Raw genomic sequence first — 14,265 nt, 5'->3', positions numbered from 1 at the left:
TTTTTTGAATTAGTGGTGCGCCCATTCAACGGTACTTAGGTCGATACCGTCTTTGTACATATCCCACAATGGAGACATTTCACGCAGTTTGTTAACCGCTTCGCGGACTTTTTCAACCGCGTAGTCCACTTCTTCCTCGGTGGTGAAGCGGCCAAATGAGAAACGCAGTGAGCTGTGTGCAAGCTCATCGTCACGTCCCAGTGCACGCAATACGTAAGAAGGCTCAAGGCTTGCTGACGTACAGGCTGAGCCTGAAGAAACGGCAAGGTCTTTCAATGCCATCAGCAAAGATTCGCCTTCAACAAACGCAAAGCTTACGTTTAGGTTGTGTGGAACACGCTGTTCCATATCACCGTTGACGTAGACTTCTTCCAGATCTTTAACGCCTTCGTAGAAGCGGTTACGCAATGCCAGTGCGTGTTGGTAATCTTTTTCACGCTCTTCTTTGGCAATACGGAACGCTTCACCCATGCCCACGATTTGGTGGGTAGGGAGTGTACCTGAACGCATACCGCGTTCGTGGCCACCACCGTGCATTTGCGCTTCGATACGCACGCGAGGTTTACGGCGAACATACAGCGCCCCGATACCTTTAGGTCCGTAGGCTTTGTGGGCGCTGAATGAAATCAGGTCCACTTTCATTTCTTGCACATCGATAGGCAGTTTACCGATAGATTGCGCCGCATCGACATGGAACATGATCTTGCGCTCACGGCACAGTTCGCCAATGGCCGCGATATCTTGAATCACACCGATCTCGTTGTTCACGTGCATGATAGACACTAAGATTGTGTCGTCACGCATCGCTGCTTCGAGCTTTTTCATGTCTACCAAGCCATTTTCTTCTGGCTCAAGGTAGGTAACTTCAAAACCTTCACGTTCGAGTTGACGGCATGGGTCCAACACCGCTTTATGCTCGGTTTTACAAGTAATGACGTGCTTGCCTTTTTTCGCGTAGAAGTGAGCGATGCCTTTAATTGCCAAGTTGTCAGACTCGGTCGCACCAGAGGTAAAGACGATTTCACGAGGATCAGCATTACAGTAGTTCGCGATGTGCTCACGAGCGGTATCCACCGCTTCTTCTGCCTGCCAGCCAAAACGGTGCGAGCGAGAGGCCGGGTTACCAAAGAACCCGTCCATAGTCAGGTACTGACTCATTTTTTCAGCCACACGCGGGTCAACCGGACACGTGGCTGAGTAATCAAAATAAATGGGCAATTTCATGTTTTTCTCCAATTACACCGACATGGTCATCAGGAGCGAACATTGACACCAATGGTGGCACTGTCTTGCTTTACTTGTGAGCTAAAAGAATGTCTGGGCGCCAAGGTGGCATCCAGTTTAGCGTCCTGACGATCTGCTACTTGCTTCACTTCGTTATCTTGCATCAGCTCACCGAGCGTGATGTCATTTAGAAAACCGCTTATACGGGCACTTAAATCGCGCCACAAGGTATGCGTCAAACAGCGAGTACCGCCTTGACAATCAGCTTTACCTTGGCACTTAGTGGCGTCTACGGATTCGTCAACCGCCGCGATCACGGCACCTACCGCGATATCAGTGGCTTCTACACCAAGACGATAACCACCGCCTGGGCCACGAACACTGCTCACTAGCCCCGCCTTGCGTAGGCGAGAGAAAAGTTGCTCAAGGTAAGACAATGAAATGCCTTGACGCTCAGAAATGTCCRCCAGTGGCACCGGGCCCTGCTCAGAATGAAGGGCGACATCGAGCATCGCGGTTACCGCATAACGGCCTTTCGAAGTCAGTCTCATAACACGCTACCTGTGGTGAATAGATGGTCAAATGGTTACATACTTGAGTGTTTTGGTCAAGTATTTACCTGAGTAATTTAGTCAGGTTTTATTTGCCCTATTACGTCGTGCCAATGAAATCGATCAATGCCGTTATGAATTCTCTTTATTGGATGGTGATGCGCCTGTTGGCTGGGTCCCTTTTTCAACCGACGACAAGACGCCTCGCAGAATATTAAGCTCTTGGCTCTCCAGCCTTGCACGATTAAACAGACGACGCAATTTGGTCATTACCATGCCAGGATGCTGTTTACGAATAAAACCGGTTTGGGTTAACACCTTTTCAAGGTGTTGGTAAAAACGGCTCAGCTCTTCATTAAGCGGATAGTCTTGAACCTGACTCTCGCCTTGATACGCTTGGCTTTCTAACCATGCCATACGCAGCTCATAGCAGAGTGTTTGCACCGCCATGGCCAAATTCAACGAGCTATAATCTGGGTTGGCAGGAATGGCGACATGATAATGACAGGTTTGCAACTCCTCATTTGTGAGTCCTGTGCGCTCACGGCCGAACACAATCGCAACCGGATGAGACGGTGCTTCAGACAAGGCCTTTTTCCCACACTCGCGGGCATCTAGCATCGGCCATTCTAGCGTTCGGCTGCGTGCACTGGTCCCAATCACCAAGCCACAATCGGCCACGGCTTCTTCAAGCGTGTCCACCACTCGCGCGTTATTGGCGATATCACTGGCACCGGCAGCCAGTGCAATGGCTTGCCCATCAACGTCACATTGAGGTGCCACTAGGGTCATACGGCTTAAGCCCATTACTTTCATGGCTCGTGCCGCCGAGCCGATATTGCCGGAGTGGGAAGTGCCCACTAGCACTACGCGAATTTGATCTAGCATGGTGTTATCGTCGTCTCTTGCACTACTGGGGTAATTATTGGCTTTGACTACCCGCAAGCAGAGGTCTGAAAGATCTGCGCAGTTTATCACAGTGCAATCGATAATACTTCTCAGCTAGGACAAGAGCGACTATTGACGAAAAACATGTTACCGCGCTAATTGCCTGATCCGTGGCGATGAAAAAATAACCACTTTCCTTTTCATCCAGCTCTGTTATACTCGCGCCCGCTTTCGTTCTTTAACATCCGTTGGGAAAATCGTATGCATCCGATGCTAAACATCGCCGTCCGTGCTGCACGGAAGGCTGGCGACTTTATCGCTAAATCTGCAGAACACAGAGACAACATCGAAACCGCGCAAAAAGGCACCAATGACTTTGTCACCAATGTGGACAAAGGTGCTGAGCAAATCATCATCGACATCATCAAAAAGTCCTACCCTGACCACACCATCGTTGGTGAAGAATCTGGCGTTGCGGAAGGTAAAGATAGCGACTATCAATGGATCATCGACCCACTGGATGGCACCACTAACTTCGTTAATGGCTTACCTCACTTCAGCGTTTCTATCGCTGTGCGCATTAAAGGCCGCACCGAAATCGGCTGCGTGTATGACCCAATGCGTAACGAGCTATTCACCGCACAACGCGGTGCTGGCGCGCAACTTAACAACAAACGTATCCGTACCGGCAGCGCAAAAGATCTGAACGGCACTATCCTCGCGACGGGTTTCCCCTTCAAAGCGAAGCAACATGCTGAAGGCTTTATGGCCGTGATCAGTGCTTTGTTTGTTGATTGCGCAGACTTCCGTCGTACCGGTTCAGCAGCCTTGGATCTGTGCTACGTGGCCGCTGGCCGTGTGGACGGTTTCTTTGAGCTTGGCCTTAAGCCGTGGGACCTTGCGGCCGGTGAGCTGATTGCTCGTGAAGCGGGTGCGATTTGTACCGACTTTAGTGGCGGCACCGATTACATGCACTCAGGCAACATTGTCAGTGGTAACCCACGTATCGTGAAAGGTATGCTGGCAAAAGTGCGTGAGAATGCGCCTGAGTCGATGAAGAAATAATCGACACGACAGACGAAACAAGAAAAAAGCGGTGCTCATCGAGCGCCGCTTTTTTTATTACCAAACTGAATGGTAAAGCCGCGGCCACCGAGTCGGTAGCCGACAGCATTAAGGCATAGAGTCGAACTCTTGACCTTCTTTTTCCACCTCGGGTACCAGCAAGTGCTCGCGAGTAATCCCCAGTTTCAGTGCCAACGCTGACGCAACGTAAATCGAAGAATACGTACCTACCGTGATACCAATCAGCAATGCCATGGCAAACCCGTGGATCATTGAACCGCCCAAGGTGAATAGGGCGATGACCACAAACAACGTGGTCCCGGATGTAATCGTGGTCCGGCTTAAGGTTTGTGAGATAGAGGCGTTGATGATCTCATCCGACTCGCCTTTACGCAGCTTACGGAAGTTTTCACGAATCCGGTCAAATACCACGATGGTATCGTTCAACGAGTAACCCACCACCGTTAGCAACGCAGCAACAATGGTCAAGTCTACTTCAACTTGGAACAGTGAGAAGATCCCTAAGGTGATGATCACATCATGCGCCAACGCCATAACCGCACCGGCAGCCAGACGCCACTCAAAGCGGAATGAGACGTAGATCAAAATACAAACCAAGGCAATGATGATCGCCAGACCACCCGCTTCGGTCAGTTCGTCCCCGACGTTTGGACCCACAAACTCAATCCGGCGCATTTCAACTGCTTCACCCGTGCCTTCTTTGATCGCACGGAGCACTTCGTTACCCAGATTTTCGCCCTGCATATCATCGCGCGGACGCAAACGGACCATCACATCCGTAGCGCTGCCGAAGTTTTGCACCACCGCATCGTCAAACCCATCAGCGGATAAGGCTTCACGAATTGCAGGCAAATCTGCCGGCTGTTCGAAGCCGACTTCAATCAGGGTTCCGCCAGTAAAGTCCAGCCCCCAATTCAACCATTTGGTTGACAGGGTGACCACAGACGCGGCAATCATGAYAAGCGAAAAAACGAAGGCCAACTTGGACCAACGCATAAAGTTGATCGACATGTCTGGTTTAAAAATTTGAAACATGCTTGGCTCCCTTAAATCGACAGTTTCTTGACGCGTTTACCGCCGTACACCAGGTTAACCAGCGCACGTGTACCGATAATGGCCGTAAACATTGAGGTCAAAATACCGATCGACAGCGTCACAGCAAAGCCTTTGATTGCCCCTGTACCCACTGCAAACAAGATGATGGCAGTAATCAATGTAGTGATGTTGGCATCAGCAATGGTACTGAAGGCATTGGAGTAACCCCGATCAATCGCATGTTGTGGATTACGCCCTTCAATCAGCTCCTCGCGGATACGCTCAAAGATAAGTACATTCGCATCCACGGCCATCCCCACGGTGAGGACAATGCCGGCAATGCCGGGTAGCGTCATGGTCGCCCCAGGAATCAAAGACATGATACCGATGATCAGCACGATATTCGCAAACAACGCACAGTTAGCAAAAAGGCCAAAGCGACGGTAGTAAATCAAGGTGAAGATCATCACCGCGACCAATCCCCAGATACAGGCTTGTACTCCCATATTGATGTTTTGCTGCCCCATAGATGGACCAATGGTGCGCTCTTCAACAATAGATATGGGAGCAATCAAGGCACCTGCACGTAACAGCAACGCGAGGTTGTGTGCTTCTGCAGGCGAGTCGATGCCAGTAATCCGGAAGTTACGCCCCAACGCCGATTGAATCGTCGCTTGGTTGATCACTTCTTCGTGTTTTTCCAAGATCACTTTACCGTTTTCGTCGCGCTCTCCGCTGTCTTTGTACTCAGCGAAAACCGTTGCCATCAGTTCACCAATATGGCGTTTACTGAAGTCCGACATCTTGTCGCCACCTTCGCTATCTAGCGAGATATTGACTTGAGGACGGCTGTATTCGTCACGCGACGAGCTCGCATCGGTAATATGAGACCCGGTCAGGATCACGCGCTTTTTCAACACGGTTGGACGACCATCACGGGTCATCATCAGCTCGCTACCCGGCGGCACTCGGCCAGCCATGGCAGCAGACAAGTCGGCGTCTTGATCCACTTCGCGAAATTCCAAGGTCGCCGTCGCGCCAAGAATTTCTTTCGCACGCGCCGTATCTTGTACACCCGGAAGCTCAACCACAATCCGGCTTGCGCCTTGACGTTGCACCAATGGCTCGGCCACACCTAACTCATTCACACGGTTACGCAAAATGGTGATGTTTTGGGCCACTGCGTAATTACGAATTTCTTTCAGGCGTTCTTCTTTGTAGACGGCAGTCAGTTTGCCTTGATCGTCATCTACCGAGAAGTTCATATCCAGATAGTTGTTCGACAGTAGCTCAAGTGCTTTGTCCGTGTCTTGCGCATTACGCAACAGCACCACAACGCGGGTATTATCTTCAATTCGAATGCCGCGGTAGCGAATACGCGCTTCGCGCAGGTCAGTACGGAAGCTGTCTTCCTGCTGCGTCATCAGCTTTTCGAGTGCCGCGTCCATGTCCACTTCCATGAGAAAGTGCACACCGCCACGCAAGTCAAGACCAAGCTTCATTGGCGTGGCACCCAGCGCGTCTAGCCAAGTCGGCGTCGCCGGAGCCAGGTTTAACGCCACCACATAGTCGTTGCTATCAAAACGGGACATCAGAAGATCGCGAGCACTGATTTGGGTCTCAGTGTCTTTAAAGCGGGCCAACACGGTGCCGTCTTCGAGCGCGATAGATTGATAGGAGAGATCGTTGGATTCGAGGGTTTGTTTGATGGAGTCCAGCGCAGTCATATCTACCGAGGCGCCACGCGCCCCGGAAATTTGTACTGCTGGATCTTCACCGTATAAATTGGGAAGCGCATACACGATGCCGGTAACCAAGATTACCAGCAACATGATGTACTTCCACAAAGGATAACGGTTTAGCACAGCATGCATCCTTTATGGTTGCGAGAATTAAAGAGACTGGATGGTACCCTTAGGTAGAACAGCGGTCACGAAGTCTTTTTTAATCGTCACTTCGTTGTCGTCGTTCAGGGCGATGACAATAAAATCATTGTCTTCAGCGATTTGGGTGATTTTACCCACCAAACCACCACCGGTCAGTACTTCGTCCCCTTTGCTCATAGAAGCCATCAAGTTCTTGTGCTCTTTAACACGTTTGGCTTGCGGGCGGTAAATCATAAAGTAGAAAATCACCGCAAAAAGGCCAAGCATGATAAATAGCTGCATACCACCACCTTGTGGTCCGGCTTCAGCGGCTGCGTGAGCTTGTGAGATAAACATTCAATCACGTCCTCGTTCTAGTTGTTGAATTCGAAATCAGTCGAGCGGCGGCACTTCCTTGCCACGACGCGCGTAGAAATCCTCTACAAAGGCATCTAATCTACCTTCGTCAATCGCGTGACGCAAACCTTCCATCACTCGTTGATAGTAACGTAAGTTATGGATGGTATTGAGGCGCGCGCCAAGAATTTCGTTACAGCGGTCTAAATGGTGCAAGTAAGCACGGCTGTAATGGCGGCAAGTGTAACAGTCACACTCTGGATCCAGTGGCGAGGTATCACTTTTATGTTTCGCATTACGGATCTTGATCACACCGCCGGTAATAAAGAGGTGGCCGTTGCGGGCATTTCGGGTTGGCATCACACAATCAAACATGTCTACGCCACGACGAACGCCTTCCACCAAATCTTCAGGCTTACCCACGCCCATCAGATAGCGGGGCTTATCTTCTGGTAGTTGCGGACAGGTATGCTCCAAGATGCGGTGCATGTCTTCTTTTGGCTCACCCACGGCCAAACCACCGACAGCATAACCGTCAAAGCCAATCTCAGTGAGCCCTTTGACCGATACATCGCGCAGGTCTTCATATACACCACCTTGCACGATACCGAACAGCGCATTTTTGTTACCTAATTTGTCAAAATGGTTACGACTGCGCTTTGCCCAGCGTAGTGACATCTCCATCGACTTTTTCGCTTCCGCGTGCGTCGCTGGGTAAGGGGTACACTCATCAAAAATCATCACGATGTCTGAGCCAAGGTCATATTGGATCTCCATCGATTTTTCCGCATCCATAAAGATGCGATCACCATTCACAGGGTTACGGAAATGAACCCCTTCTTCGGTGATTTTACGGATATCGCCCAAGCTGAAGACTTGGAAGCCGCCAGAGTCGGTCAAGATGGGTCCTTGCCACTGCATAAAGTCATGCAAATCCCCGTGCAGTCGCATTACCTCTTGACCCGGACGCAGCCAAAGGTGGAAGGTGTTGCCAAGCAAGATTTCGGCACCGGTTCCTTTGACTTCTTCTGGGGTCATTCCTTTTACGGTCCCGTACGTTCCTACCGGCATAAATGCTGGGGTTTCTACAGTCCCGCGCTCAAAGATCAAACGGCCACGGCGGGCGCGTCCGTCGGTTTTCTTCAGTTCGTATTCCACGAATCCTCCTCAGTGCCAGAGAAACAGTCTGGCGTGTGTCTTATGCGTGCAAGGTTTATCCTGCCGCAAGCATCGCACGAGCAGTTAATCTCGTGTCGTTGTAGATGAGTCAGCGTCTTGCTGACGGGTAATAAACATGGCATCGCCGTAGCTGAAAAAGCGATAACGCTCTTCAACTGCCGTACGATAAGCGGCCATCGTATGTTCGTAACCGGCAAAAGAGCTCACCAGCATGATCAAGGTTGATTCCGGCAAGTGAAAATTGGTCACTAACACGTCCACCAGCTGCCATTGATAACCAGGATAGATAAAAATCTGAGTATCGTTGAAAAATGGCGCCAACGGCTCACCGTTTTGCTTCGCCGCTTGTGCCGCACTTTCCAGTGAACGCACCGAGGTGGTTCCCACCGCAATCACGCGTTTACCTTGCGCACGTGTGTGGTTCACCGCATCAACAACCTCTTGTGGCACTTCCGCATACTCTGCATGCATTACGTGCTCTTCGATATTATCAACGCGCACGGGCTGGAATGTTCCGGCGCCGACGTGCAAGGTAACAAACGCTATATTGACGCCTTTTTCTTTAAGCGCAGCCATAATGGCATCGTCAAAGTGTAACCCCGCCGTTGGCGCAGCAACTGCCCCGGGCTTTTGGTTATACACAGTTTGATAGCGTTCTTTATCGCTCTCTTCATCAGGGCGGTCGATGTATGGCGGCAACGGCATATGGCCGATGTCGTTAAGCGTATCTACCACGCCTTTATCGCCGTTTAGCTGGATTTCGAACAGAGCATCGTGGCGTGCCACCATCTCTGCAGGGATCTGTCCGTCATCGCCAAGGAATAATTCGGCACCGGGTTTGGGGGCTTTAGACGCGCGCACGTGGGCGAGGAAGCGACGTTCGTCGAGCACGCGCTCCACTAGCACCTCTATTTTACCGCCCGACGCTTTGCGGCCATACACACGCGCGGGGATCACTCGTGTGTTGTTGAACACCATCAAATCCCCAGGCTCAACCAGCTCGAGGATATCTTTAAACTGACGATGTACCACCTCACCGCTTGTGCCATCGAGTGACAATAAGCGACTTGCACTGCGATCCGGCTGCGGATAGCGTGCAATTAACTCATCGGGAAGTTCAAAGTGAAAATCGGATAATTGCATGACATTTGCCTAGATAAAAAGCAGGCCGCTAGTATAGGTTCACCACGGTGAATATCAAGCAAGGTGGAGGATTAGTCGCCGCTTAAACTGTCACATCTTATTGCACTTCGCCTGCCTTTTATAACAACTATCCTTGATGCGTATCACGTCGAATTAGTGCTAGGTAGACTAGAGTGTAAGTATAGCTTCCCTTCCCTGTCTGACTGTAAGGAGGTGCCATGTTTATCGTTGATGACATGATGACCCGGCATCCACATACGCTCTCCCCGGAACACACCTTGGCCGACGCTCATACGCTGATGAGTGCCGAACGCTTTCGTCATTTACCTGTGGTTGATGATGCGCAGCGACTGGTAGGACTCGTGACGCAACGCGACGTGCTATCCGCTCAAGCCTCTTCGCTAGGTAAAGCGACTAACGGGGACAACGAAATGAATACGCCCCTGTCGCATTTTGCTCATCGTCAACTGGTGACGGTGGATCCAGAAGCCTCTCTACGTGCAGCCGCCTTGACCATGCTAGAGCGCAAAATCGGTTGTTTGCCTGTGATTAAAAATCAGAAGTTGGTTGGCATTATTACCGACAGCGATTTTGTCGCCATAGCCTCAACCTTGTTGGAAATCCAAGAAGAAACTGAGCCCATGGAGGCCGACGAATAAAAAAGGGGAGTGTCGCCACTCCCCGTTTCGTCCCATCCGCATGGGTTAGAACTGATCTTCTTCAGTTGAGCCAGTCAACGCTGTCACCGACGATTGACCACCTTGAATGGTGTTGGTCATTTGGTCAAAGTAACCCGTGCCCACTTCTTGCTGGTGCGCCACAAAGGTGTAGCCTCGTTCAGCCGCTTCAAACTCTGGGCGCTGCACTTTTTCGACATAGTGACGCATCCCCTCACCTTGCGCATAAGCGTGGGCTAAATCAAACATGTTGTACCACATGTTATGAATACCCGCTAAGGTGATGAACTGATACTTATAGCCCATGTCTGAAAGCGCTTGTTGGAAACGGGCAATCGTGTCTGCATCCAAGTTTTTCTCCCAATTAAATGACGGAGAGCAGTTATAAGCCAGCAATTGATCGGGGTATTTGGCGTGAATGGCTTCGGCAAATTGACGCGCTTCTTCTAAATCAGGTTTTGCCGTTTCACACCAAACTAAATCGGCATACGGCGCATAGGCCAAGCCGCGAGAAATGGCTTGCTCAATCCCCGCACGCACACGGTAAAAGCCTTCGGCCGTACGCTCGCCGACAATAAAGTCCTTATCGTAGGGGTCGCAATCCGACGTCAGCAAGTCTGCCGCATTGGCGTCGGTGCGCGCAATGACTAAGGTATCTGTCCCTGCAACGTCCGCTGCTAAACGCGCTGCCACCAGTTTTTGCACCGCTTCTTGGGTCGGCACCAATACCTTGCCCCCCATGTGGCCACATTTTTTTACCGACGCGAGCTGATCTTCGAAGTGCACCCCAGCGGCACCTGCATCAATCATGCTGCGCATCAACTCATACGCGTTGAGTACGCCGCCAAAGCCTGCTTCTGCATCGGCAACAATCGGCAAAAAGTAATCAATGCCATCTTCCGGGCTACCCCCTTTCGACCATTGGATCTGGTCGGCACGGCGGAAAGCATTATTAATGCGCTTCACCACCGCAGGCACAGAGTCGACGGGATACAGTGATTGGTCTGGATACATGCTTGAGGCAGTGTTGTTATCCGCCGCCACTTGCCAGCCGGAGAGGTAAATGGCTTCAATCCCCGCTTTGGCCTGCTGGACAGCTTGCCCACCAGTGAGTGCACCAAGGCAATTCACATAGCCCTTTTTGGCCTCACCATTGACAAGATCCCAAAGCTTAGCGGCACCGCGCTTGGCAATGGTGTTTTCTGGGACAAAAGAGCCGCGTAGGTTCACCACCTCTTCCGCGCTGTAAGTCCGTTTTACGTTTTTCCAACGTGGATTTTCTGCCCACTCTTTTTCCAGTTGAGCGATTTGTTGTTGGCGAGTTAAAGTCATGTTCCATTCCTCTTATTTCTCGGGCGCAAGCCCAGTCCTGTCAATCCATTTTGTTGTGTTGCTTCCGTGCCACTATGGCAAATACTGATACCCAGGTAGGGTTAAGAAGTTGACCAACTCATCACTGGTCGTCAGCTGTGCCATCAAGGCGGCTGCTTGCTGATATTGCCCGCGGGCAAAGACATCGGCCCCTAACTCGTGTTCCAGTACTTTCATCTCTTCACTGAGGTATTGCTCAAACAATGCCTTGGTAACTACTTGGCCATTGCTCAATGGCTTTTGGTGTTTGATCCATTGCCAAATCGACGCACGTGAAATCTCGGCAGTGGCCGCATCTTCCATTAATCCATAAATCGGCACACACCCATTGCCTGAGATCCATGCTTCGATGTATTGCACCGCGACCCGAATGTTGTGTCGCATTCCCGCTTCGGTGCGCTCTCCGTCACAAGGAGCAAGGAGATCGGCGGCGGTAATCGGCGCGTCTTGCTCGCGGGAGATATGTAACTGGTTAGGCTTGTCACCCAGTGCGCGGTCGAACACCGCTTTAGCGGTATCTGCCAGCCCCGGGTGCGCAATCCATGTACCGTCGTGGCCGTTATTGGCTTCGAGGGTTTTATCTTTTTCAATCTTATCCAGCACCTGCTGGTTTTCAGCCGGATCTTTACTGGGAATAAACGCAGCCATACCGCCCATCGCTAATGCACCGCGCTTGTGGCAAGTTTTTACCAACAAACGGGAGTAAGCATTGAGGAAAGGTTTATCCATGGTCACGACTTGGCGATCCGGCAATACGCGATCCGGATGATTACGCAAGGTTTTGATGTAGCTAAAGATGTAATCCCAGCGGCCGCAGTTTAGAGCCACAATGTGGTCGCGAAGATGGTAAAGAATTTCATCCATCTCAAACACGGCAGGTAGAGTCTCAATCAATACGGTGGCTTTAATGGTGCCACGGCTTAGACCAAATTCATCTTCAGCAAATGAGAAGACGTCACTCCACCATGCGGCTTCTTGATAGGCTTGTAACTTCGGCACATAAAAGTACGGACCCGAGCCGGTCTCCAATAAGCGACGATAGTTGTGGAAAAAATACAAAGCGAAGTCGAATAAAGCGCCTGGAATGGGTTTGCCCTGCCACTTTACATGCTTTTCAGTGAGGTGAAGGCCACGCACGCGGCAGATCAGCCGAGCCGGATTATCATTGAGCTGATAACGCTTACCAGTGTCAGGGTGGGTATAACTGATGGTGCCGTTGACCGCATCACGCAAATTCCGCTGCCCCTCAACCACTTGCGGCCACGCAGGTGCAAATGAGTCTTCAAAGTCTGCCATGAAGACTTTCACATTCGCATTCAGTGCGTTAATCACCATTTTGCGATCGACAGGTCCGGTGATTTCTAACCGGCGATCTTGCAGATCGCTGGGGATCCCTCGAATGGTCCAGTCCCCTTGGCGAATTGATTCGGTTTCGGGTAAAAAGTCTGGCAAGGTGCCTGCGTCAATGCGCTGCTGACGGACTTCTCGCGCCGCGAGCAGCTCAGGCACGCGTGATGCGAACTTATCAGCGAGACTCGCCACGAAACATAACGCATCATCGGTGAGTATTTCAGCTTGTTCCGGTGATAACGCTTCTGTCAGCACCAGCGATTCACGTAACGTTGAACACGCTTCAGTCATGTTGCCTCCCTGGCCTCAGTTGTAATCCAATCACAACAAAAATGATTATTCCGCCACACTGCAACTTTTCTAGACAATGTGGTCACTGTTTAATCAAGTTGGCGTAGTTTGGCGTAAAAATCAACTAGAGATTCATTTCAACCTCGCAACAAAAAACACATAAACATAAATAAAACAGACATTTAAACAAAATAGAGCATTAGCTCGAATTGATTTTTTTGTACGAATTATTAGGAGGATATAAACCTGCTACGCAGATCATATTTTTGTCACCTCTTTGTAACTCATTACGTAATTTAATTACACATTAAGCGACAAAAGATGTCAATACGACTCGATGATGGACGCCACACCATACCGATTTCACGATACGCGGCGCGTCCGGGGGGAATTTCTAGGTGCACGTCGAGATTATCGATTAAGCCATGATCAATCGCCATTTGCGGAATAAATGTGACGCCATTGCCGTTGGCGACCATCTGAATCAAGGTATGTAAGCTGGTCGCCATAAACGGGTTAATCTTCTGTGAGGCCGTCATTTGGCAGGCAGATACCGCATGATCCGTGAGACAGTGTTCGCGCTCGAGCAAAAACACCGACTCATCGGGCAAGGCATCGTAATCCACCGGCAGCGTTAATTGCGCGGCTTGCTTGCGGCTCATCACCATCTTGAAAGGATCACGGCCAACAATGCGGCTGGTCATGGCGCCGATATCCATCGGTAAGGCCAAAATCAGCACATCCATTTCGCCGTGTTTGAGCGCGGTAAGCAAGTTCGCGGTGGTATCTTCTCGTAACAAGAGATCCAAATTGGGATAGCGCTGGTTAACCTGCTGGACGACGTCGGAGAGTAAAAACGGAGCGATAGTCGGAATACAGCCTAAACGGACTTTGCCATGCATAGGATCAGACTGAACGTGGGTGAGCTCCATTAAATCTTGGCTTCGGGCAAGAATTTCGCGGCTGCGGCGTACTACTTCCTCTCCCATGCCAGTCAGCACCAAAGTTTTATTGTCTCTTTCAATGAGCTGGGCACCAATCAACTCTTCTAGGTTTTGGATCCCGGCACTGAGGGTCGATTGGCTAACAAAACACAGTTTCGCCGCCTCGCCAAAATGGCGAGTTTCTGACAAGGTAACCAGATAGTGTAGCTGCTTAAGTGATGGATATTTGTTCATTCTGTCAAACTTTATACAATCGTTTTTTTCGATTATAACAATCTATTAATTCCACTTTTTTCAATGTAGC

Annotated in this window: 13 protein-coding genes; 2 read left to right on the top strand and 11 right to left on the bottom strand. The window is 50.5% G+C overall.

The window, feature by feature from the left end; all coding sequences use genetic code 11:
• Positions 1-9: 9 nt before the first annotated feature.
• The 3 genes from BZJ18_RS10095 to trmJ form a co-directional block, all read right to left on the bottom strand.
• Positions 10-1,224 carry an IscS subfamily cysteine desulfurase gene (locus BZJ18_RS10095; RefSeq protein ID WP_077456440.1) on the bottom strand — a complete coding sequence of 405 codons (1,215 nt, stop codon included), beginning with the start codon at positions 1,222-1,224 and terminating at the stop codon, positions 10-12.
• Positions 1,225-1,253: 29 nt separating this feature from the next.
• On the bottom strand, positions 1,254-1,775 hold the full coding sequence (gene iscR, locus BZJ18_RS10090) for a Fe-S cluster assembly transcriptional regulator IscR (RefSeq protein ID WP_077456438.1): 522 nt from the start codon (positions 1,773-1,775) through the stop codon (positions 1,254-1,256).
• A 132-nt stretch (positions 1,776-1,907) separates the two neighbouring features.
• Positions 1,908-2,663 (bottom strand): tRNA (cytosine(32)/uridine(32)-2'-O)-methyltransferase TrmJ, encoded by a 756-nt coding sequence (gene trmJ / locus BZJ18_RS10085; RefSeq protein ID WP_077456437.1) that lies wholly within the window; start codon positions 2,661-2,663, stop codon positions 1,908-1,910.
• A gap of 261 nt (positions 2,664-2,924) precedes the next feature.
• Between trmJ and suhB the strand changes: the two genes are divergently transcribed.
• Positions 2,925-3,728, top strand: coding sequence for an inositol-1-monophosphatase (suhB, locus tag BZJ18_RS10080; protein WP_069590632.1), 804 nt, complete (start codon positions 2,925-2,927; stop codon positions 3,726-3,728).
• Positions 3,729-3,836: 108 nt separating this feature from the next.
• Here the strand turns inward: suhB and secF are convergent, their stop codons facing one another.
• From secF to queA, 5 genes are all read right to left on the bottom strand, one after another.
• Positions 3,837-4,784 (bottom strand): protein translocase subunit SecF, encoded by a 948-nt coding sequence (gene secF, locus BZJ18_RS10075; protein ID WP_077456435.1) that lies wholly within the window; start codon positions 4,782-4,784, stop codon positions 3,837-3,839.
• Positions 4,785-4,795: 11 nt separating this feature from the next.
• Complete coding sequence (secD, locus tag BZJ18_RS10070) at positions 4,796-6,649, bottom strand: protein translocase subunit SecD (protein ID WP_077456433.1); 1,854 nt, start codon at positions 6,647-6,649, stop codon at positions 4,796-4,798.
• Between the two features lie 27 nt (positions 6,650-6,676).
• Positions 6,677-7,006, bottom strand: a complete 330-nt coding sequence (gene yajC, locus BZJ18_RS10065; RefSeq protein ID WP_069590628.1) for a preprotein translocase subunit YajC — start codon at positions 7,004-7,006, stop codon at positions 6,677-6,679.
• Between the two features lie 36 nt (positions 7,007-7,042).
• Positions 7,043-8,164, bottom strand: a complete 1,122-nt coding sequence (tgt, locus tag BZJ18_RS10060) for a tRNA guanosine(34) transglycosylase Tgt (RefSeq protein ID WP_069590626.1) — start codon at positions 8,162-8,164, stop codon at positions 7,043-7,045.
• Positions 8,165-8,248: 84 nt separating this feature from the next.
• Positions 8,249-9,328 (bottom strand): tRNA preQ1(34) S-adenosylmethionine ribosyltransferase-isomerase QueA, encoded by a 1,080-nt coding sequence (queA, locus tag BZJ18_RS10055; RefSeq protein WP_069590624.1) that lies wholly within the window; start codon positions 9,326-9,328, stop codon positions 8,249-8,251.
• 218 nt (positions 9,329-9,546) lie between these two features.
• Between queA and BZJ18_RS10050 the strand changes: the two genes are divergently transcribed.
• Positions 9,547-9,987 carry a CBS domain-containing protein gene (locus BZJ18_RS10050; RefSeq protein ID WP_069590622.1) on the top strand — a complete coding sequence of 147 codons (441 nt, stop codon included), beginning with the start codon at positions 9,547-9,549 and terminating at the stop codon, positions 9,985-9,987.
• A 45-nt stretch (positions 9,988-10,032) separates the two neighbouring features.
• Here BZJ18_RS10050 and aceA read toward each other — a convergent pair whose 3' ends face one another.
• From aceA to BZJ18_RS10035, 3 genes are all read right to left on the bottom strand, one after another.
• Entirely contained in the window at positions 10,033-11,337 is a 1,305-nt protein-coding gene (gene aceA / locus BZJ18_RS10045) for an isocitrate lyase (RefSeq protein ID WP_069590620.1), read from the bottom strand.
• A gap of 72 nt (positions 11,338-11,409) precedes the next feature.
• A complete protein-coding gene (gene aceB, locus BZJ18_RS10040) occupies positions 11,410-13,017 on the bottom strand; it encodes a malate synthase A (protein ID WP_077456431.1) in 1,608 nt (535 codons plus the stop codon).
• A 296-nt stretch (positions 13,018-13,313) separates the two neighbouring features.
• Complete coding sequence (locus BZJ18_RS10035) at positions 13,314-14,195, bottom strand: hydrogen peroxide-inducible genes activator (protein WP_077456429.1); 882 nt, start codon at positions 14,193-14,195, stop codon at positions 13,314-13,316.
• Between the last annotated feature and the right edge of the window lie 70 nt (positions 14,196-14,265).

This window comes from Salinivibrio sp. IB872, assembly GCF_001995345.1.
In the GTDB taxonomy this organism is placed as follows: domain Bacteria; phylum Pseudomonadota; class Gammaproteobacteria; order Enterobacterales; family Vibrionaceae; genus Salinivibrio; species Salinivibrio proteolyticus.
This window is presented reverse-complemented; position numbering and strand designations above follow the sequence as displayed.

What these genes read in the sequence shown, in the direction of transcription:
- BZJ18_RS10095 (WP_077456440.1), bottom strand. Translation starts at nt 1,224, where the DNA reads ATGAAATTGCCCATTTATTTTGATTACTCAGCCACGTGTCCGGTTGAC.
- trmJ (WP_077456437.1), bottom strand. Translation starts at nt 2,663, where the DNA reads ATGCTAGATCAAATTCGCGTAGTGCTAGTGGGCACTTCCCACTCCGGC.
- suhB (WP_069590632.1), top strand. Translation starts at nt 2,925, where the DNA reads ATGCATCCGATGCTAAACATCGCCGTCCGTGCTGCACGGAAGGCTGGC.
- yajC (WP_069590628.1), bottom strand. Translation starts at nt 7,006, where the DNA reads ATGTTTATCTCACAAGCTCACGCAGCCGCTGAAGCCGGACCACAAGGT.
- queA (WP_069590624.1), bottom strand. Translation starts at nt 9,328, where the DNA reads ATGCAATTATCCGATTTTCACTTTGAACTTCCCGATGAGTTAATTGCA.
- BZJ18_RS10050 (WP_069590622.1), top strand. Translation starts at nt 9,547, where the DNA reads ATGTTTATCGTTGATGACATGATGACCCGGCATCCACATACGCTCTCC.
- aceA (WP_069590620.1), bottom strand. Translation starts at nt 11,337, where the DNA reads ATGACTTTAACTCGCCAACAACAAATCGCTCAACTGGAAAAAGAGTGG.
- aceB (WP_077456431.1), bottom strand. Translation starts at nt 13,017, where the DNA reads ATGACTGAAGCGTGTTCAACGTTACGTGAATCGCTGGTGCTGACAGAA.
- BZJ18_RS10035 (WP_077456429.1), bottom strand. Translation starts at nt 14,195, where the DNA reads ATGAACAAATATCCATCACTTAAGCAGCTACACTATCTGGTTACCTTG.